The 19,596-nt window shown below is 67.3% G+C and carries 17 protein-coding genes and 1 pseudogene; 7 read left to right on the top strand and 11 right to left on the bottom strand.

The window, feature by feature from the left end; all coding sequences use genetic code 11:
* The first annotated feature begins 63 nt into the window (after positions 1–63).
* The 3 genes and pseudogenes from AC1DEZ_RS22270 to AC1DEZ_RS22260 form a co-directional block, all read left to right on the top strand.
* A complete protein-coding gene (locus AC1DEZ_RS22270; RefSeq protein WP_441509591.1) occupies positions 64–369 on the top strand; it encodes an ArsR/SmtB family transcription factor in 306 nt (101 codons plus the stop codon).
* 101 nt (positions 370–470) lie between these two features.
* Positions 471–989 (top strand): RNA pyrophosphohydrolase, encoded by a 519-nt coding sequence (locus AC1DEZ_RS22265; RefSeq protein ID WP_476780704.1) that lies wholly within the window; start codon positions 471–473, stop codon positions 987–989.
* Positions 990–1,048: 59 nt separating this feature from the next.
* Positions 1,049–1,366 (top strand): annotated as a pseudogene (locus AC1DEZ_RS22260) (VOC family protein); the annotation flags it as partial.
* Between the two features lie 49 nt (positions 1,367–1,415).
* On the opposite strand, the gene AC1DEZ_RS22255 reads toward AC1DEZ_RS22260, so the two are convergent.
* The 6 genes from AC1DEZ_RS22255 to AC1DEZ_RS22230 all read right to left on the bottom strand — a co-directional run bounded on the left by AC1DEZ_RS22255 (position 1,416) and on the right by AC1DEZ_RS22230 (position 8,989).
* Positions 1,416–1,829 (bottom strand): F0F1 ATP synthase subunit epsilon, encoded by a 414-nt coding sequence (locus AC1DEZ_RS22255; RefSeq protein WP_441509594.1) that lies wholly within the window; start codon positions 1,827–1,829, stop codon positions 1,416–1,418.
* 113 nt (positions 1,830–1,942) lie between these two features.
* Positions 1,943–3,430, bottom strand: coding sequence for a F0F1 ATP synthase subunit beta (atpD, locus tag AC1DEZ_RS22250; RefSeq protein ID WP_476780703.1), 1,488 nt, complete (start codon positions 3,428–3,430; stop codon positions 1,943–1,945).
* 75 nt (positions 3,431–3,505) lie between these two features.
* Positions 3,506–4,375 carry a F0F1 ATP synthase subunit gamma gene (locus tag AC1DEZ_RS22245; RefSeq protein WP_476780702.1) on the bottom strand — a complete coding sequence of 290 codons (870 nt, stop codon included), beginning with the start codon at positions 4,373–4,375 and terminating at the stop codon, positions 3,506–3,508.
* A 103-nt stretch (positions 4,376–4,478) separates the two neighbouring features.
* A complete protein-coding gene (gene atpA / locus AC1DEZ_RS22240) occupies positions 4,479–6,011 on the bottom strand; it encodes a F0F1 ATP synthase subunit alpha (protein ID WP_441509597.1) in 1,533 nt (510 codons plus the stop codon).
* Positions 6,011–6,580 (bottom strand): F0F1 ATP synthase subunit delta, encoded by a 570-nt coding sequence (locus AC1DEZ_RS22235; protein WP_476780701.1) that lies wholly within the window; start codon positions 6,578–6,580, stop codon positions 6,011–6,013. Before AC1DEZ_RS22235 ends, atpA begins: the two co-directional genes overlap by 1 nt.
* 207 nt (positions 6,581–6,787) lie before the next feature.
* Positions 6,788–8,989, bottom strand: coding sequence for a primosomal protein N' (locus tag AC1DEZ_RS22230; protein ID WP_476780700.1), 2,202 nt, complete (start codon positions 8,987–8,989; stop codon positions 6,788–6,790).
* Positions 8,990–9,126: 137 nt separating this feature from the next.
* On the opposite strand from AC1DEZ_RS22230, the gene AC1DEZ_RS22225 reads away from it, so the two are divergent.
* Together AC1DEZ_RS22225 and AC1DEZ_RS22220 are read left to right on the top strand one after the other, a co-directional pair.
* Complete coding sequence (locus AC1DEZ_RS22225) at positions 9,127–10,074, top strand: tyrosine recombinase XerC (protein WP_476780699.1); 948 nt, start codon at positions 9,127–9,129, stop codon at positions 10,072–10,074.
* Between the two features lie 63 nt (positions 10,075–10,137).
* Positions 10,138–10,698, top strand: a complete 561-nt coding sequence (locus AC1DEZ_RS22220; RefSeq protein ID WP_476780698.1) for a DUF4337 domain-containing protein — start codon at positions 10,138–10,140, stop codon at positions 10,696–10,698.
* 12 nt (positions 10,699–10,710) lie between these two features.
* Here AC1DEZ_RS22220 and AC1DEZ_RS22215 read toward each other — a convergent pair whose 3' ends face one another.
* From AC1DEZ_RS22215 to AC1DEZ_RS22195, 5 genes are all read right to left on the bottom strand, one after another.
* Positions 10,711–11,511: an SDR family NAD(P)-dependent oxidoreductase gene (locus AC1DEZ_RS22215; RefSeq protein WP_476780697.1), complete on the bottom strand. Its 801-nt coding sequence runs from the start codon at positions 11,509–11,511 to the stop codon at positions 10,711–10,713.
* Between the two features lie 26 nt (positions 11,512–11,537).
* Positions 11,538–12,920 (bottom strand): amidase, encoded by a 1,383-nt coding sequence (locus AC1DEZ_RS22210; RefSeq protein WP_476780696.1) that lies wholly within the window; start codon positions 12,918–12,920, stop codon positions 11,538–11,540.
* A gap of 157 nt (positions 12,921–13,077) precedes the next feature.
* Positions 13,078–13,938 carry an ABC transporter permease gene (locus AC1DEZ_RS22205; RefSeq protein WP_476780695.1) on the bottom strand — a complete coding sequence of 287 codons (861 nt, stop codon included), beginning with the start codon at positions 13,936–13,938 and terminating at the stop codon, positions 13,078–13,080.
* On the bottom strand, positions 13,935–14,879 hold the full coding sequence (locus AC1DEZ_RS22200; protein ID WP_476780694.1) for an ABC transporter permease: 945 nt from the start codon (positions 14,877–14,879) through the stop codon (positions 13,935–13,937). The genes AC1DEZ_RS22205 and AC1DEZ_RS22200 overlap by 4 nt, the downstream gene beginning before the upstream one ends.
* Before the next feature lie 25 nt (positions 14,880–14,904).
* On the bottom strand, positions 14,905–16,395 hold the full coding sequence (locus AC1DEZ_RS22195; RefSeq protein WP_476780693.1) for an ABC transporter substrate-binding protein: 1,491 nt from the start codon (positions 16,393–16,395) through the stop codon (positions 14,905–14,907).
* A 237-nt stretch (positions 16,396–16,632) separates the two neighbouring features.
* On the opposite strand from AC1DEZ_RS22195, the gene uxaC reads away from it, so the two are divergent.
* Both uxaC and AC1DEZ_RS22185 read left to right on the top strand, forming a co-directional pair.
* The gene (gene uxaC / locus AC1DEZ_RS22190) at positions 16,633–18,036 is read left to right on the top strand and encodes a glucuronate isomerase (RefSeq protein ID WP_476780692.1); all 1,404 of its coding nucleotides are present in this window, start codon (positions 16,633–16,635) and stop codon (positions 18,034–18,036) included.
* A complete protein-coding gene (locus AC1DEZ_RS22185) occupies positions 18,033–19,502 on the top strand; it encodes a mannitol dehydrogenase family protein (protein WP_476780691.1) in 1,470 nt (489 codons plus the stop codon). Before uxaC ends, AC1DEZ_RS22185 begins: the two co-directional genes overlap by 4 nt.
* Positions 19,503–19,596 lie beyond the last annotated feature (94 nt).

Raw genomic sequence — 19,596 nt, 5'->3', positions numbered from 1 at the left:
TATTCGATAATTCGATATTTTTCGAACTTTGGCAATATCAAATCCCTGTGATAGGATTCTCCGATGCGACATGCCCGCCTGCCCGCTTCGGAGGAAATCGCGCTGGAAGACGTCTTCCACGCGCTGAGCGACCCATTCCGGCTGGAGGTCATCCGCCGGCTTGCGACGGAAGGAGAGGCGAGCTGCCAGGCCCTTGAAGGTGACCGGCCGAAATCCAGCGTCTCGCATCATTTCCGCGTCCTGCGCGAGGCCGGCCTCATCCGCACCCGCAATGAAGGCGCGACACGGATGAACGCGCTGCGCCGCGACGATATCGAGCAACGCTTTCCCGGCCTTCTCGCCTGCGTTCTTCTGAAGCGGCAAGGTTGAATTTTGCCGGCTGCCATTCTCCGAATTGAGCTGGCTGCGTCAGGTAGCTTACGCTCCGCCTGGCCGTTTCACGGGCCCGGGCTGCGTCGTATGCTCAGCGGATGAGTCTCCCCTACCGCCCCAATGTCGGCATCGCCCTGTTCAACGCAGCGGGGCTCGTCTTTGCCGGCCGCTCGCATAGCGCAGGCCCCGAGGTGATCCTGCCCGGCTTCCACTGGCAGATGCCGCAGGGCGGCATCGATCCCGACGAGGACATCATCGCCGCCGCGCGCCGCGAACTCGCCGAAGAGACCGGCGTCACCCGTGCCACGTTCCTGGCTGCGACCGACGATTGGTGGAGCTACGACTTCCCGCGCTATGACGGACCGCCGCACAGGCTCGTGGCGTTTCGCGGTCAGCGCCAGCGCTGGGTCGCGTTCCGCTTCACGGGCAACGAGGACGAGATCGACATCAGCCAGCCGAACGGCGACGAGCCTGCGGAGTTCAGCGAATGGCGCTGGCATCCGCCGAACCAGATGCCGGGGCTCGTCGTTCCCTTCAAGCGGGTCGTGTACGAGCGGGTCGTCGCCGCCTTCACGGCCTTCGCCAGGCCCATCACGGCGGCAGGAATGGACCGATGAGCATCGTCGAACTCGACCACTGCGTGATCCATGTCGCGGACTGGGAACGCTCGAACGCCTTCTATCGCGATGTGATCGGCGCCGAGATCATCCCGAACACGAATGGCTTCGTCTATCGCGTCGGCCGCGCGCAGTTGAACTGCCACGGGCCGGGCCTCAATCCCACCCCGGTGGCCCGCCTGCCTGTGCCGCCTGGTGGCAGCGATCTCTGCTTCGTCTGGCCGGAACCGATCGCGGAAGCGATCACCCATCTCCAACGGCAGAACGTCGCGATCGAGCTCGGCCCGGTCCAACGTTTCGGCCGGGGCGGCCATGGCACGAGCGTCTATTTCCGCGACCCCGACGGCTCGCTGCTGGAGTTCATCAGGTACGCATGAAAAAGGGCCGCTCGCGCGGCCCCTTGCATTCTCGGCTTGCAGGCGACGCTCAGGCCGCTTTGCGCTGCTCGAAGACGTGCTTGAACTCGCGCAGCTGCACCAGCGCGTCCTGCAGGCGCTTCTGCTCGTCCTCATTGTGCGAGCCGGCAAGGCGCGTCTCGGCGGTCAGGATTTCGGCGTCGAGGACGGCGGTGTCGACGTCCTCTAGAAATCGGCCCTGTTCGGCGAGGATCGTCGTCGAAGCCTGGTTGACCTCGACGAGGCCGCCATTGATGAAGAATTCCTTGCCGTTGCTCTCGGTCGTCTGGACGAAGACGATACCGGCCTTGAGCGTCGCGACGAGCGGCGCATGGCCGGCGAGCACGGTCATCTCGCCCTCGACCGATGGGACGATGACGCTGATGACGTCGCCCGAGAACAGGATGCGCTCCGGCGAGACGAGTTCGAACTTGAAGGTGGCCATCGTTTCATTCTCCCCGGCTCGTCATGGCCGGAATTGCCCCGGCCATCTCGGAAACCAGCAGTTTCTGGTCATGAGATCCCCGGGCTGGGCCCGGGGACGACGCGTTCGGAAGCTTACGCGGCCTCGGCGGCCAGGCGCTGAGCCTTCTCGACGGCTTCCTCGATCGAGCCGACCATGTAGAAGGCCGCCTCCGGCAGGTGATCGTACTTGCCCTCGACCAGGCCCTTGAAGCCCTTGATCGTGTCTTCGAGCGAGACGAGCTTGCCCGGCGAGCCGGTGAAGACTTCCGCGACGTGGAAGGGCTGCGACAGGAAGCGCTCGATCTTGCGGGCGCGCGCCACCGTCATCTTGTCGTCTTCCGAGAGTTCGTCCATGCCCAGGATCGCGATGATGTCCTGCAGCGCCTTGTAGCGCTGGAGGATCTGCTGGACCTGACGGGCGACGCCGTAATGCTCCTCGCCGACGATGTCGGCCGAGAGCATGCGCGAAGTCGAGTCGAGCGGGTCGACCGCCGGGTAGATGCCCTTTTCCGCGATCGAGCGCGAGAGCACGGTCGTGGCGTCCAGGTGGGCGAAGGAGGTCGCCGGCGCCGGGTCGGTCAGGTCGTCGGCGGGCACGTAGATCGCCTGCACCGAGGTGATCGAGCCCTTGTTGGTGGTGGTGATGCGCTCCTGCAGGTTGCCCATGTCGGTGGCGAGCGTCGGCTGATAGCCCACCGCCGAGGGAATGCGGCCGAGCAGCGCGGACACTTCCGAGCCGGCCTGCGTGAAGCGGAAGATGTTGTCGACGAAGAACAGCACGTCCTGGCCCTTGTCGCGGAAGTCTTCCGCGACGGTCAGGCCGGCGAGGGCGACGCGCATGCGGGCGCCCGGCGGCTCGTTCATCTGGCCGTACACAAGGGCGCACTTGGAACCTGCGGTCGAGCCGCCGTTTTCCTTCGGGTCCTTGTTGACGTTCGACTCGATCATCTCGTGATAGAGGTCGTTACCCTCGCGGGTGCGCTCGCCGACGCCGGCGAACACGGAGTAGCCGCCATGGGCCTTCGCGACGTTGTTGATCAGCTCCATGATCAGCACGGTCTTGCCGACGCCGGCGCCGCCGAAGAGGCCGATCTTGCCGCCCTTGGCGTAGGGCGCCAGCAAGTCGACGACCTTGATGCCGGTGACGAGGATCTGCGCCTCGGTGGCCTGCTCGGCATAGGACGGAGCGGGCTGATGGATGCCGCGGGTATGGCTCGTCAGGATCGGGCCGGCTTCGTCGACCGGCTCGCCGATGACGTTCATGATGCGGCCAAGACACTCGTCGCCGACCGGGACGGCGATCGGGGCGCCGGTATCGGTGACCGGCTGGCCGCGGACCAGACCTTCGGTGGAATCCATCGCGATGGTGCGGACGGTGTTCTCGCCGAGGTGCTGGGCGACCTCGAGGACGAGGCGATTGCCGAGATTGTCGGTTTCGAGCGCGTTCAGGATCTCCGGCAGGGCGCCGTCGAACTGCACGTCGACAACCGCGCCGATGACCTGGGCAACGCGGCCGGTGCCGGTGTTGGCGGGCTTCTCGTCGGCGGTCTTCTTGGTGGTCTTGGTAGCGGCTTTGGCCATGGCGGAACCTCGGGACTAGCGCATTCGGATGTTTCGGCAGCCGGCGGTGAGCACCGCCGGCAAGAGTCTAGGCGGTTAGAGCGCTTCCGCGCCGGAGATGATCTCGATCAGTTCCTTCGTGATCATCGCCTGGCGCGAGCGGTTGTAGAGCTGCGTCTGCTTCTTGATCATCTCGCCGGCATTGCGCGTGGCGGAATCCATCGCCGACATGCGCGCGCCCTGCTCGGAAGCTGCGTTCTCGAGCAACCCGCGCAGGATCTGCACAGTCAGGTTGCGCGGCAGCAGCGTCTCGAGGATTTCGCCCTCGTCCGGCTCGTAGTCGTAGACCGCGTCGGTCTGCTGCGTGCCTTCCGGGATTTCGGCCGGGATGATGCGCTGTGCCGTCGGGATCTGGGCGATCACCGAGCGGAAGCGCGAGAAGAACAGCGTCGCGACGTCGAACTCGCCATTGCCGAAGCGGGCCAGGACGTTCTGGGCGATCGTCTCGGCGTTGACGAAGCCGACCTGCTTGAACTCGCGCAGGTCGATGAACTCGATGATCTCCGCCGCGAACTGCCGGCGCAGGATATCGTAGCCCTTCTTGCCGACGCAGATGATCTTGACCGTCTTGCCCTCGGCCTTCAGCGCATTCGCCTTGTCGCGGGCGAGGCGCGCGATCGAGGAGTTGAAGGCGCCGCACAGGCCGCGCTCGGCGGTCAGAACCAGCAGCAGATGCACCTTGTCCGAGCCCGTGCCCGAGATCAGGCGCGGCGCGCTCGACCCGGTCACGCCCGAAGCGAGGTTCGCCAGCACCGTCTCCATGCGCTCGGCATAGGGGCGCGCGGCCTCGGCGGCAGACTGCGCGCGGCGCAGCTTGGCAGCCGCGACCATCTGCATGGCCTTGGTGATCTTCTGCGTCGCCTTCACGGAGGCGATGCGATTACGTAGGTCCTTAAGGGACGGCATCCGGTCTCTATCCCCTACCCGTCAGCCGCTCAGTGCGACGACGAAGCAATCCAGAGAGGCGGCGCGGCGGAGCCTCATCGGCTCGCCGCGCCTGCGGTCACGATCAGGCGAAGGACTTCGCGAAGTTCGTCACGATGTCCTTGAGCTTGGCGGCGTTGGCGTCCGACAGGTCCTTGCTCGTACCGACCTCGTTGAGGAAATCGGCATGCTTCGAGCGGACCAGTGACAGCAGGCCATCCTCGAAGGCGCGGACCTTGTTGACCGGCAGCGCGTCGAGATAGCCGTTCACGCCGGCATAGATCACGACGACCTGCTCTTCCATCTTCAGCGGCGAGAACTGCGGCTGCTTCAGGAGCTCGGTCAGGCGGGCGCCGCGGTTGAGCAGGCGCTGCGTGACCGCGTCGAGGTCCGAGCCGAACTGGGCGAAGGCAGCCATCTCGCGATACTGGGCGAGCTCGCCCTTGATCTTGCCGGCGACCTTCTTCGTCGCTTTCGTCTGCGCCGAGGAGCCGACGCGCGACACCGAGAGGCCGACGTTCACGGCCGGACGGATGCCCTGGTAGAACAGGTCCGTCTCCAGGAAGATCTGGCCGTCGGTGATCGAGATCACGTTGGTCGGGATGTAGGCCGAGACGTCGTTTGCCTGCGTCTCGATGACCGGCAGCGCCGTCAGCGAGCCGAGGCCGGCGGCCTCGCCCATCTTCGCCGCGCGCTCGAGCAGGCGGGAGTGGAGATAGAACACGTCGCCCGGATAGGCTTCGCGGCCCGGCGGGCGGCGCAGCAGCAGCGACATCTGGCGGTAGGCGACGGCCTGCTTSGASAGRTCRTCATAGATGATGACGGCGTGCATGCCGTTGTCGCGGAAGAACTCGCCCATGGCGCAGCCGGCGAAGGGCGCCAGGAACTGCATCGGAGCAGCGTCCGAGGCGGTGGCCGCCACGACGATCGAGTACTCGAGCGCGCCGCGCTCTTCCAGAACCTTGACGAACTGGGCGACGGTCGAGCGCTTCTGGCCGACGGCGACGTAGACGCAGTAGAGCTTCTGGCTCTCCGGGGCGCCTTCGCCGTTCAGCGACTTCTGGTTCAGGATCGTGTCGAGCGCCACGGCGGTCTTGCCGGTCTGGCGGTCGCCGATGATGAGCTCGCGCTGGCCGCGGCCGATCGGGATCAGGGCATCGATCGCCTTGAGGCCGGTCGCCATCGGCTCGTGCACCGACTTGCGCGGGATGATGCCGGGGGCCTTGACGTCGACGCGGGCGCGGGTCTTCGCCTTGATCGGGCCCTTGCCGTCGATCGGGTTGCCGAGCGCGTCGACGACGCGGCCGAGCAGCTCCTTGCCGACGGGAACGTCGACGATGGCGCCGGTGCGCTTGACGGTCTGGCCTTCCTTGATCTCGCGGTCGGAACCGAAGATCACGACGCCGACATTGTCGCTCTCGAGGTTGAGCGCCATGCCGCGCACGCCGGACTCGAACTCGACCATCTCACCGGCCTGGACCTTGTCGAGGCCGTAGACGCGGGCGATGCCGTCACCGACGGAGAGAACCTGGCCGACTTCGGTGACCGAAGCTTCCGAGCCGAAATTCGAGATCTGAGCCTTCAGAATGGCGGAGATTTCAGCGGGGCGGATGTCCATCAGCCGACCTCTTTCATGGCAAGACGAATTGAATTGAGCTTGGTTTTCAGCGAGGCGTCGACCATCCGCGAAGCCATCTTGACGATGAGCCCGCCGATCAGCGTCGGATCGACCTTGATCGAGATGTCGACATCCTTGCCAGCAACGCCCTTGAGCGCCGCGCGGATCTCGTCGACGCGCTTGGCCGTCGGCTCTTCGGCGACCGTCACCTCGGCGGAGACGATGCCCTTGGCCTCGGCGACCAGGCGCTTGTAGCCGGTGATCATGCCCGGCAGCGCGAAGAGGCGGCGCTTGCTGGCGACCAGCCCGATGAAATTGGCGGCAATGCCGGTGATGCCGGCCTTCTCGAGCACGGCCTTGATCGCGGCGACCTGCTCCTCGGCGGTGAAGGCCGGGCTCTCGATCAGGCGAGTGAGATCGGCGCTCTCAGCGAGCAGGCCGTTGAAAGCATCGAGAGCCGCGGCGACGGTATCGATCGCACCCGTCTCCTCAGCCAGTTCGAACAGAGCGGTGGCATAGCGCTGAGCTACGCCCGACACCAATGTCCCCTGCGATCCGCCTTCAGCCACGCTTCCCGTCTCTCGTTTCAAGGGACTGCACCGGCGACCTTCCAGAGAAGGTGGAGTGCATCGTCCCGGCGCTGCGAGTATCTTAGGCGCAAAGTCGGCAAGACGACTTCGCGACCGAAATGTGGCGGTGCACTAGCATGCGGTTCCGGGCCACGCAATCGCTAGTTCGCCATCGTAAGCGGCGATTTTGCCACGGCTTTCAGCAATTCAAAGGAAGCTCTGTGGATCGACGTCGACTGCGACCCTGACCGAGCCCTTGGGGCGCGGCGCCCGTTTCAGCCAGCCGCGCAGGTAATCCTGCAGATTGATCTCGCGCGTCGTTTTGACGATCAGGCGCACGCGATGGCGCCCCCGCAACACCGCAAGCGGCGCTTCCGCCGGCCCCAGCACCATGATTCCGTCTCCGGCCTCCGCACAGCGCGCCAAGGCACGGGCATGACTTTCGGCCTCTGCTTGCGCGCTCGCGGAAACGATCAGCGCCGCCAAACGGCCGAAAGGCGGCAGCCCTGCCGCCTCCCGCGACGCCTCCTCTGCGGCATAAAAGCGCTCCGGGTCGCCGGAGATCAGCGCTTTGAGCACGGGATGCTCGGGGTCATGCGTCTGGAGCAGAGCGCGGCCCGGTTTCTCGCCCCGTCCTGCGCGGCCCGTAACCTGCCGCAGCGCCTGAAAGGTCCGCTCGGCCGCGCGCGGATCGCCGGAGGTGAGGCCGAGATCGGCATCGATCACCCCGACCAGCGTCATACCGGGGAAATTATGGCCCTTGGCGACGAGCTGCGTGCCGATGACGATGTCGAATTCGCCCTCGGCCACCGCCATCAGCTCCTGCTTCAGCCGCTCGGTCCCGCCAGGGAAATCGCTGGAGAGCACAATCGAACGCGCCTGTGGAAAAAGTGTCGCGACCTCCTCGGCCAGCCGCTCGACGCCCGGCCCGCAGGCGATCAGGCTCTCCGGCTTTTGGCAGGCGGGGCATTCATGCGGCCGGCGCTCGACATGCCCGCAATGATGGCAGACCAGCGCGCGCCGGAAGCGATGGTCGACCAGCCACGCCGTGCAGTTCGGGCATTGGAAGCGATGGCCGCAATCGCGGCAGAGCGTCAGCGGCGCGTAGCCGCGCCGGTTGAGGAAGAGCARCGACTGCTCCTTCGCCTCCAGATTCGCCTCGACCGCCTTGATCAGCGTACCCGACAGCCAGCGCCCGCGCTCCGGCTTGTCGCGGCGCAGGTCGACGAGGCCGAGCTGCGGCAGTTCGCGGCCGCCGAAACGCTCCGGCAGCTTGAGATGCGTGTAGCGGCCACGCTCGGCATTGACCCGCGTCTCCAGCGAAGGCGTCGCCGAGGCAAGCACGACCGGGGCATTCTCGATCCTGCCGCGCACGACCGCCATGTCGCGGGCGTGGTAGGAAACGCCGTCCTCCTGCTTGTAGGCGCTCTCGTGCTCCTCATCGACGACGATGAGGCCGAGATCGCTATAGGGCAGGAACAGGGCCGAGCGCGCGCCCGCCACCACCTTCGCCTCGCCGCTCGCGATCGCCGCCTGGAGCCGCTCGCGCCGCCGGCCGCTCACGGCCGAATGCCAGAGCCCCGGCTTGACGCCAAAGCGGGCCTCAAACCGGTCGATAAACTGCGCGGTGAGCGCGATCTCCGGCATCAGGATCAAGCTCTGCCTGCCCTGCCGGATCGCCTCGGCGACTGCCTCGAAATAAACCTCCGTCTTGCCCGAACCGGTGACGCCTTCGAGCAGCGAAACACCGAACGTCTTCGCCTGCACCGACGCGACCAGCGCCTGCGCCACCTCTCCCTGCCCCTCCGACAGCTCGGGCACAGCATGGTCGGGATCGGGCCGGGCCGCGATGGCGTCCCGAGGCAATGGCTCGACCACGAAGGTGCCGGCATCGACGAGGGAATCGATTACCGCAGCGCTGACCGAGGCGGCCTCGGCCAGCGCCGATTTCGCGATCAGCAATCCGCCCTCGGCCGCTGCAATGGCCCGCGCCCGCGCGGGGGTCATCCTTCCCGGCGGTGGCCCGGCGAGCCGGACGCCGAGCTTGGGGCGCTCGGGCGTATCGTCAGGCTGGCGGCGCAACGCCAGCGCCAGCACCGAGCCCTTGGGCGCCAGCGTGTACCAGGCGACCCAGTCGACGAGCTTGCGCAACGCCGGGTCGAGCGGCGGCATGTCGTATTTGCCGGTGACCTTTTTGAGATTGCCGCCGCGCCCGCTGCCGATATCCCAGACCACGCCGACCGTCTCGCGGGGCCCGAGCGGCACCTGCACGACATCGCCGGGCTTTAGCGAGAGCCCTGCGGGCACGGCATAGCTATAGGCCTGGTCGAGCCCGAGCGGGATCAGCACGTCGACCGTGCCGCCTTCCAACATGTCCGCCATCTCGTCCATGGCGCCAGTGTCTAGCATCGATTCGTGACCTGTTAAGGCGGGAGCGTCATGCTGGATGCTTGGCCACCCGTCATGCTCGCCCTTGTGGCGAGCATCCACGTCTTGAACACCGACCTCGATCAGCCAAAACGTGGATGGTCGGGACAAGCCCGACCATGACGGAACGCTTGCGCATGACCGATTTCGACAGCTTCCGGCAGGAGTGGCTCCAGCATCTCTCGGCCGAGCGGCGTCTCTCGCCGAAGACGCTGGAAGCCTATGGCCGCGACCTCGGCCAGTTCACCGCCTTCCTGACGGAGCATCTCGGCGGTGCGCCATCGCTTGCCGACATCGCCGGGCTCAAGCCCGCCGATCTGCGCGCCTTCCTCGGCCAGCGGCGCCGCGACGGCGTCGGCAACCGCACGCTGATGCGCCAGCTCGCGGCACTGCGTTCGTTCGCCCGCTTCGGCGAGCGCAGCGGCAAGCTCACCGCCGCCGCCTTCGCGGCGACACGCGGCCCGCGCCTCGGCAAGTCCCTGCCACGCCCGCTCGCCCCCCCCACCGCCCGCGCCGTCACGCAGGCCGATACCCGCGCCGGCGAAGAACGCGAGCAATGGATCCTCGCTCGCGACGCCGCCGTGCTCGGCCTGCTCTATGGCAGCGGCCTGCGCATCTCGGAGGCGCTCTCGCTCGCCCGCGCGCAGGCCCCGCAAAGCGCCGGCGACACGCTGACCGTCATCGGCAAGGGCAGCAAGACGCGGATGGTGCCGGTGCTCCCCGTCGTCGTCACGGCGATCGCCGAATATCTGAAGCTCTGCCCCTGGCGCCTGCCACTAGGCGGCCCGCTCTTCGTCGGCGCCAAGGGCGGCCCGCTCTCGCCCCGCATTATCCAGCTCGCGGTCGAGGGCTTGCGCGGCGCGCTCGGCCTGCCCTCCTCCGCCACGCCGCACAGCCTGCGCCATTCCTTCGCGACCCATCTACTCGGGCGCGGCGGCGATCTGCGCGCCATCCAGGAGCTGCTCGGACACGCCTCGCTCTCGACGACGCAGATCTACACCCGCATCGATTCAAGCCGCCTGATGGCGGCCTATGACGCCGCTCATCCGCGGGCCCGCGGCGGCTGACATCTTCCTGCCTTAACGGAAAGCCTTAAACAGCGCCGCCATATCGGCCCTGCAAGGTGATTCGTGTCCGACTCCATCGAAACGCCCGAGGGCGGCAACAAGCGTATCGCCCTGCTGATCGCGCTGCTTGCGCTCACCCTCGCCTTCTCCGAGATCGGCGGCAAGAATGCCGAGCAGGAAGCCGTCGCCAAGAATATCGAGGCCTCCAATCTCTGGGCCTTCTTCCAGGCCAAGACCATCCGCGGCACCACCGTGCGCACCGCCGCCGAGGCGATGGAGGTCGAACTCGCCGGCATTGCCGACGAGGCCGCCCGGCAGCGCCTGAGCAAGCGCATCGAAAGCTGGAAGCAGACCGTCGCGCGCTACGATTCCGAGCCCGAGACCAATGAGGGCCGCAAGGAACTCGCCGCCCGCGCCAAGGCGGCCGAGGCGCAGCGCGACATCGCCGCCGCCCGCGACGACAAGTTCGACATCGCCTCCGGGCTGATCCAGATCGCGATCGTGATCTCGTCCGCCGCGATCATCACCGGCGTCACGCTGCTCGCCTTCACCGGCGGCCTTCTCGGCCTCGCCGGCGTCGCGCTGATGGCGCTGGCCCAGTTCGCGCCCACCGCGCTGTTCTAAGGCTGCCGCGCCTCAGTAGTGGATCGCGCCGCGGATGCCCCCGCCGCAGGCGAGGGCATCGCCATTGATCGCGACGCTGCGCGGCGAGGCCAGGAAGGCGACGATGTCGGCGATCTCCGACGCGTCGACCAGCCGCCCGATGGTGCTGTTCGCCGCCATATCGGCTTCGACCTGCGCCTCGCTCTTGCCGCGGGCGGCAGCCCGCGCCGCGACGACGGAAGCGGTCCGCTCCGTACGGGTCGTGCCGGGATGGACGACGGTGACGTTGATGCCGCGAGGGCCGAGTTCGTCGGCGAGGTTCTTGGTCAGCGCCGCCACCGCGACATTGCGCATCGAGCCGATGGTCGAGCCGGTCAGACGGACGGCGAGCCCGCTGATGTTGATGATGCGGCCCCAGCCATTGGCCGCCATATGCGGTGCGGCCTCCCGCGCCATGCGCAGATAGCCCATCACCTTAACGTTCACATCGTCCCAGAACAGCGCGTCGGTGATCTCGGCGAGCTTCGGCGGCGGCGCCTGCCCGCCGGGCTTGGCCGCCGCATTGACGAGAATGTCGAGGCCGCCCAGCACCGCCACGGTCTCGGCAACCAGCGCCTTCACGGACGCATCATCGCTGGTGTCGACCGTACGGCCGACCACCTTGCGCCCGGTCTCCGCCGCGAGCGCTGCCGCTGCCTCGTCCAGCTCCGCCTGATTGCGTGCAGCGATGACGACGTCGACGCCCTCCAGCGCGAGCTGCCGCGCGATGGCACGGCCGATGCCCTTGCTGCCGCCGGTCACCAGCGCGCGCTTGCCTTCTAGCTTCAGGTCCATGACGTTTCTCCCTCTCCGCTCTAGTCTCAGGCGGACGGCCAGCGGATCGCCCCGCCGCGCATTTTTTCCCAGGCGCGCGCCATCCTGAGCACGCCGAGATCGTCGAAGCGCCTGCCGGTGATCTGCAGGCCGATCGGCAGGCCACCCGTCGTCAGCCCGGCATGAACCGAGATCGCGGGCTGGTCCGACATGTTCGCCGATACCGTGAAGCAGATATGCTCGAAGGGCTGCGCGGGATCGTTGACGGGCGAGGCCCATTCGGCCGGGAAGCTCGGCACGGGCGAGACCGGCGAGAGGATGAAGTCGTAAGGCGCTATCGCCTTCAGCGCGGCGTCGCGCATCGCCATCATCTGGCTCATGCCGCGATAGACTCGGGCGCCCGGCAGCGCCTTGCCGCCCTCGGCCCACTGGAAAATATAGGGCAGCACCTTGGCCTGCTTCTCCTGCGGCAGCGCGCCGATATCGACCCAGGCGCGCTGGCGCCAGAAGTCGTCGAGCCCGTCGAGCATCTCGCGGGTCAGATAGGGCTCGACCGGCTCGACGATGGCGCCCGCATTGGCGAAGGCCCTCGCTGCCGCATCGATGGCCGCTCTCGTCTCCGGCTCGACGGCGAGCCCGATCCCGGCATCGAGCTGCAGGCCAATGCGCAGCCCCTTCAGATCGATGTCGAGCGCCAGCCAGTCGATCTCCTGCGGTGGCAGGCTCATGCCGTCACGGGCATCGGGCCTCGACAATTCCCGCATCATCAGCGCGGCGTCCTCGACCGTGCGCGTCATCGGCCCGGCGACGCGGCCATAATAGGTCGGGTCGATCGGCACGCGCCCGAAGCTTGGCTTCAGGCCGACGAGCCCGCACCAGCCGGCGGGCAGGCGGATCGAGCCGCCGATATCGGTGCCGACATGCAGCGGCCCATAGCCCGCCGCTCCCGCCGAACCGGCACCGGCCGAGGAGCCGCCGGGGTTCTTGCTGACGTCCCACGGATTGCGCGCGGGCCTGTGGAAGCTCGACAGACCGGAGGAGAGCATGCCGTAATCCGGCATCGTCGTCTTGCCGAGGATGACGAGACCGGCTTCGCGCAGCCGCGCGGCCGGCGGGGCATCATCGGCAGCGGGAGAGAGATCGTTCGCGGCCGTGCCGAGGGGCACCGGAACGCCCTTCGTCCTGATGTTTTCCTTGATCGTGCCGGGCACGCCGTCGAGCGGCAGCGCCTGCCCGTTCCGCCAGCGCGCCTCGGAGGCTTTCGCCTGCGCCCGCGCGCCCTCCGGATCATAGGCGTAGAGCGCATCGAGCTTAGGCTCCCAGGCAGCGATCCGCGCGATCACCGCCTCCGTCACCTCGACAGGCGAAAGCGCGCGGTCGCGATAGGCGGAAAGCAGTTCGGCCGCGCTCAGATCGGCAAGGTCGGTCATCGAAACATCCTCATTCCCCTCAGCCCTCATCCTGAGGAGCAAGCCGACGGCTTGCGTCTCGAAGGATGCTCCATGAGGCTCCAGAACCAACTGGAACATCCTTCGAGACGCCGCTTACGCGGCTCCTCAGGATGAGGGCTGCGAATTGCATCCGTTCTCACCGGCTGCGGCGCAGACGCGGATCGACGGCATCGCGCAAGCCGTCGCCGAGCAGGTTGAACCCCAGCACGGTCAGCGCGATCGCGGCACCTGGAAAGATCGCAAGCCAGGGCTGCGTCGCCATGAAGGTCTGGGCTTCGTTGAGCATACGCCCCCAGGACGGGTTCGGCGGCTGCGTGCCCAGCCCGAGATAGGACAGCCCCGCTTCGGCCAGCACCGCGAGCGCGAACTGGATCGTCGCCTGCACCACCAGGATGCCGGCGATGTTCGGCAGGACATGATGCAGCGTGATCTGCCGGTTGTTGAGCCCGGCCGCCCGCGCCGCCTGGATGAAGTCCTGCGCCCAGACCTGCAGCGCCGCCCCCCGTGCCAGCCGCGCGAAATAGGGCAGATTCAGCACGCCGATGGCGACGACGGCGTTGAGCATGCCGGGCCCGGCGATAGCGGTCATCATGATCGCGGTCAGCACGGCCGGGAAGGCGTGGGTGAAATCGGCCGTGCGCATGATGACGTTGTCGAGAATGCCGTCACGCCGGACCGAGGCGATGAGCCCCAGCGTCGTCCCGAGCACCATGCCGATGCCGACCGCGCCCAGCCCCACCGCAAGTGAATTGCGTGCGCCGACCATGATCATCGAGAAGACGTCGCGGCCGAACTGGTCGGTGCCGAACCAGTTGGCGGCCGAGGGACCCTTGAGCCGATTCAGGATCGCCATCTGGGTCGGCGGATAGGGCGTCCAGACGTAGGAAGTCAGCGCCGCTGCGACGACGAGCACGGCCAGTACCGCCCCGATTGCGAAGGAGGGCGCGAGCCACCAGTGCCGACGGCCGCCCGGCGCCTTGTCCTGAACCGCGCTCATGCCTGCCTCAGGCGCGGATCGATCAGCCCGTAGAGCAGCTCGACCGCGAAATTGATCAGGATCGCCAGCCCGGCGAAGAGCATGACGAGGTCCTTGACCACGATCAGATCGTGCTGGGCGATGGCCTGAAAAACCAGCCGCCCCAGCCCCGGCAGCGCGAAGACATTCTCGATGATGATCGCACCGGCGATCAGCACCGAGAACTGAAGGCCGAGGATCGTCACCACCGGGATCAGCGCGTTGCGCAGCGCGTGCCGGCGCATCGTCACGGCTTCACTGAGGCCCTTGGCGCGGGCGGTGCGGACGAAATCCTCCTGCAATGTGTCGAGCATCGCGGAGCGCGTCACCCGCGCGATGATCGCCGCCTGCGGCAAGGCGAGCGCCAGCGCGGGCATTAGGAGCGCCTTCAGCGCCGTACCAAAGCCCGCCTGCCAGCCCGGAAAGCCGCCGGCCGGCAACCAACCGAGCCCGACCGCGAAGACGAGCACGAGCAGGAGGCCGAACCAGAAATTCGGAATGGCCAGCCCAGCCTGAGCGAAGGCCATCACGCCGGCATCGGCCAGCTGACCGCGGCGCGAGGCGGCGAGCATGCCGAGCGGGATGCCGATTGCCATCGCGAGCCCGATCGCCATCAGCGCGAGCGGCAGCGTCACCGCCATGCGTTCGGCGATGAGTTGCGCCACCGGTACGCGATAGGTGTAGCTCAGGCCGAGATCGCCGGTGACGAGCCCGCCAAGCCAGAGGAGGAAGCGCAGCACCGCCGGCTTGTCGAGCCCCATCTCCGCATGCAGCGCCGCCAGTGCTTCGGGCGAGGCGTTGAGACCAAGCGTCACCGCCGCCGGATCGCCCGGGAGCACCTCCAGCACGATGAAGATGACCAGCGCCGCCGCGAGCAGGGTCAGGGCCAGCGCGACGAACCGGCGCAGGATGTAGCCGATCATGGCGTTCTGCCGCCTGTCGCCGGCCTCACCGCCAGCGCAGCTCCGCCAGCGGCGTCACGGGCAATGGCCAGTCGGTCCACACGCCGTCGAGCGCGGCGTTCGCGACCGTGATCTTCGGCAGGATGAAGAGGAAGCCGTTGACCGCGTCCTGAGCCAGCATCCGCTGCGCCTGCTTGTAGAGCTCGTTGCGGGCCCCCTCGTCCAGCGTCCCGGATATCTTGGCGATCAGCGCCTTGAACTCGGGATTCCGGTACTGGAAGTAATAATCGTCCCGCGCGTAGATATCGATGTCGAGCGGCTCGGTATGGGCGATGATGCTGAGGTCGTAGTCCTTGTTGCGGAAGACGCGCTCCAGCCATTGCGGGAATTCGAGCGGCTCGATCGACGCGTTGATGCCGATCTGCGCCAGCAGCGCCGCGACGATCTCGCCAGAGCGGCGGGCATAGGAGGGCGGCGGCAGTTTCAGCGTGCAGTTGAAGCCGTTCGGGAAGCCAGCCTCCGCCAGCAGCGCCTTGGCCTTGGCGGGGTCATAGGGGTAGGTGCCGGTGAGATCGACATAGGCCGGATGCAGCGGCGAGAAATGGCTGCCGATCAGGCTGACGTCGAAGCCGTAGACGCCGAGCGCGATGGTCTTGCGGTCGAGCGCATGGGCAATGGCCTGTCGCACCCTAGGCTTGTCGAAGGGAGGCTTGGCGTTGTTGGTGGCGAGGATGGTCTCGCCCTCGGTGCGGCCGATCGTGACCTTGAGCTTGGGGTCGGCCCTGAGCTGCGGCACCGCCTCGGGCGCGGAGAGATTGGTGTGGGCGTCGACATCGCCGGCCCTGAGCGCCGCGACCTGCGCCTGCGGATCGGACATGAAACGGAAGATCGCCTTGGCCAGCGCCGGCTTCTCGCCCCAATAGCCGTCGAAGCGGGCGAGTTCGAGCCGGTCGCCACGGTTCCAGCGCACGAACTTGAACGGGCCCGTGCCGACCGGACTGGTCTTGTTGCTGGAAGCCGTCGCCGGCGCGACGATCACGGCATCGCCCCAGCTGAGACCGTAGAGGAAATTCGCGGTGGGCTGCTTGAGCTTGATCACCACCGTCGCCGGATCGGGCGTCGCGATCTCGGCGATCGGCGTGAAGAGCTGGCGCTGGGCGTTGGTGGAATCCGGCGCGACAGCGCGCTCGAAGGAGAACTTCACCTGCTCGGCGGTGAAGGGCGTGCCGTCATGGAAGGTCGCGCCCTGCCGAAGCTTGAAGCGATAGGTGACGTTGTCGTCCGCGATCTCCCAGCTCTCGGCGAGGCAAGGTTGGAGCTTGCCGGTCCGGTCCATCTTCACCAGACCCTCGAAGATGTTCTGCAGGGTCACCTCGCGGATCGCCTGGGCAGCACCAGAGGTCGGATCGAGTGTCGGCGGCTCCAGCGTCTGGGCGATGGTGACGCTGTCCTTCGCCTGCGCCAGCGCGACGACGGGAAGCTGCGCCGCCAGCGCCGCCAGCCCCGCGCCAGCCAGGAGTTCACGCCGCGTCGTCATATCCATCGCTCCGATGCCGTTGCGGCGCGAGGATGGCGCGGGAGGCGCGGCGAGCGCAAGCCTGCTTCCGGCACAATCCCCGCTGGGCAGAAACAAGATCTGGCGCACTAGTATACCAGACGATTGACCCCCGTCGCAGCCGGCTCTAGAGCGGGATATGAAAAAGTGGGAAGCGGTCTTTCACATCGATCCCGCTCCGACATTGCGAAATCGATCACGCGACCGATGGAGACACCCATGTTGCTGCACGACGATCGCCTCTTCCCCGCCGATCCGGTGACGCGCGGCATTGCGCGCCGGCTCTTCGCCACCGTCCGCGACCTGCCGATCATCTCGCCGCACGGCCACACCGATCCGCGCTGGTATGCCGAGGACAACGCCTTCCCCGATCCGGCCACGCTCTTCGTCAAGCCGGACCATTACATCTTCCGCATGCTCTATTCCCAAGGCATCCGGCTGGAGCAGCTCGGCATCGCCCGCAAGGATGGCGGCGAAGTCGAGACCGACCCGCGCAAGATCTGGCGCCTCTTCGCCGATAATTGGCATCTCTTCCGGGGCACGCCGACCCGGCTCTGGTTCGAGCACGCGACCTCGACCGTCTTCGGCATCAACGAGCGCCTGACGCCTGAGAGCGCCGACCGGATCTACGACAAGATCGCCGCCAAGCTGGACGAGCCCGAGCTTCGGCCCCGCGCCCTGTTCGAGCGCTTCAAGATCGAGGCGATCAGCACCACCGAAGGCGCGCTCGACGATCTGAAATGGCACGACATGATCCGCTCGTCCGGTTGGGGCGGCAAGGTCGTCACCGCCTATCGGCCCGACAGCGTGGTCGATCCGGAATTCGAGGGCTTCGCCGACAACCTCGAGAAGTTCGGTGAGCTGACCGGCGAGGATATCGGCAGCTGGACCGGCTATCTCGCCGCCCATCGCAAACGGCGCGCCTATTTCAAGGAACGCGGCGCCACCTCCTCCGACCATGGCCATGCCACGGCCCGTACCGCCAATCTCTCGGATGCCGATGCCGAGAAGCTCTACGCCAAGATCCTGAAGGGCAAGGTTTCGGCCAAGGACGCCGACCTCTTCCGCGGCCAGATGCTGACCGAAATGGCGAAGATGAGCCTGGACGACAGGCTCGTCCTCCAGATCCATCCGGGCTCCCATCGCAACCACAACGCGGCACTGTTCGCGCATTTCGGCCGCGACATGGGCTGCGATATCCCGACCGAGACCAATTACGTTGAAGCGCTGAAGCCCCTGCTCGACGCCGTCGGCAACGAGCGCAATCTCACCGTCATCGCCTTCACGCTGGACGAGACCGCATATTCGCGCGAGCTCGCGCCGCTCGCCGGGCATTACCCGGCGCTGAAGCTCGGACCGGGCTGGTGGTTCCTCGATGCGCCCGAAGCCATGCTGCGCTTCCGCGAGCTGACGACCGAGACGGCCGGTTTCTACAACACCGTCGGCTTCAACGACGACACCCGCGCCTATCTCTCGATCCCGGCCCGGCACGATGTCGCGCGCCGCATCGACTGCGCCTATCTCGCCAAGCTCGTCGCCGAGCACCGGCTGGAAGAGGACGAGGCGGCTGAAGTCGCCCATGATCTCGCCTATCGCCTCGCCAAGGAGGCCTACAAGCTGTGACCCGTCTCTCCGCTTCGACCCTTGCCGGCCTGCCGGCTTCCATCCGCCGCCCCGCCTATGACCGCACGGCCCTCAAGCCCGGCATCGTCCATCTCGGGCTCGGCGCCTTCGCCCGCGGCCATCTTGCCGAGTATACCGAGGATGCGCTCGAGAAGCGCTTCGGCGCGTGGGGCATCATCGGCGCCAGCCTCCAGCGCCCCGACCAGCGCGACCGGCTGAAGCCGCAGGACGGGCTCTATACCCTCCTCAAGCTCGCCCCGACCGGACCGGAGCTGCGCATCATCGGCTCGGTACTCGATGTGCTGGTCGCGCCGGAGAGCCCTTCCGCCCTGATCGCGCGGCTGGCCGCGCCCGAAACCCGCATCGTCTCGCTGACGGTGACGGAGAAGGGCTATTGCCACGACCCGGCGACCGGCCGCCTCAAGGCGGATCATCCCGACATTCTGCACGATCTCGAAAACCCCGACGCGCCGCGCTCCGCCGTCGGCATCCTCGTGGCCGGCCTGCGGGTCCGCCGGGCCGAAGGCCGCGGACCGTTCACCGCGCTCTGCTGCGACAATCTTCCCTCCAACGGCCATGTGCTGCGCGGCCTCGTCCGCGACTTCGCCGCGCTGCAGGATGACGAGCTCGCCGCCTGGATCGAGGCCAACGGCGCCTTCCCGGCAACGATGGTCGACCGTATCGTGCCGGCGACGACGGATGCTGACATCGCCGAGGTCGCCAAGCTGATCGGGCTGGACGATGCCGCCCCGGTCATCGGCGAGCCCTTCCGGCAATGGGCGATCGAGGATGTCTTTGCAGATGGCCGGCCAGATTGGCACGAGGTCGGCGCGCAGATGGTCTCGGAAGTCGCGCCCTTCGAGTTCATGAAGCTCAGGATGCTGAACGGCGCGCATTCCTCGCTCGCCTATCTCGGCTATCTCGCCGGCCACGAGACCGTTGCCGAGGCCAGCGGCGACCCGGTCCTCGCCCGCTTCCTCGAAGGCCTCTGGGCCGAGATCATGCCGACCGTGCCGGCGCCGCAGGGCGTCGTGCTCGCGGATTATGCCAAGGCCCTGCTCGCCCGCTTCCAGAACCCGGCGATCCGCCACCGCACCTGGCAGATCGCCATGGACGGCTCGCAGAAGCTGCCGCAACGCCTGCTCGGCACCATCCGCGAACGCCTGAAGGCCGGCGGCGGAATCGACCATCTCGCGCTCGGGGTGGCCGCCTGGATGCGCTACGTCACCGGCACCGACGAGAAGGGCGGCGCCATCGACGTCCGCGATCCGCTGGCGGCCGAGCTGAAGCGCCGCGCCGAGGCAGCCGGGCGGGATGCCAAGGCGCTGGTCGCGGCGCTCAGCGGCATCGAGGCCATCTTCGGAACCGACCTGCCGAGTGACACGCGGTTTACGAAGCCGGTGACTGCTCACCTCGCCTCGCTCCTCGACAAGGGCGCGAAGGCGACGGCGGCAAGCGTCGGCTAAGGTCGCTCCGTCATTCCCGGGCGAAGCAAAGCTTCGACACGGGGATCGCAGGACGGGAAGGCGCTGGCTTAGGAGCTGCTCGGGTCAAGCCCGA

The organism is Allobosea sp. 10L422, from assembly GCF_056395345.1.
The sequence above is the reverse complement of the archived record's forward strand: the minus strand, read 5'-3'. Positions and strand labels throughout refer to the sequence as shown.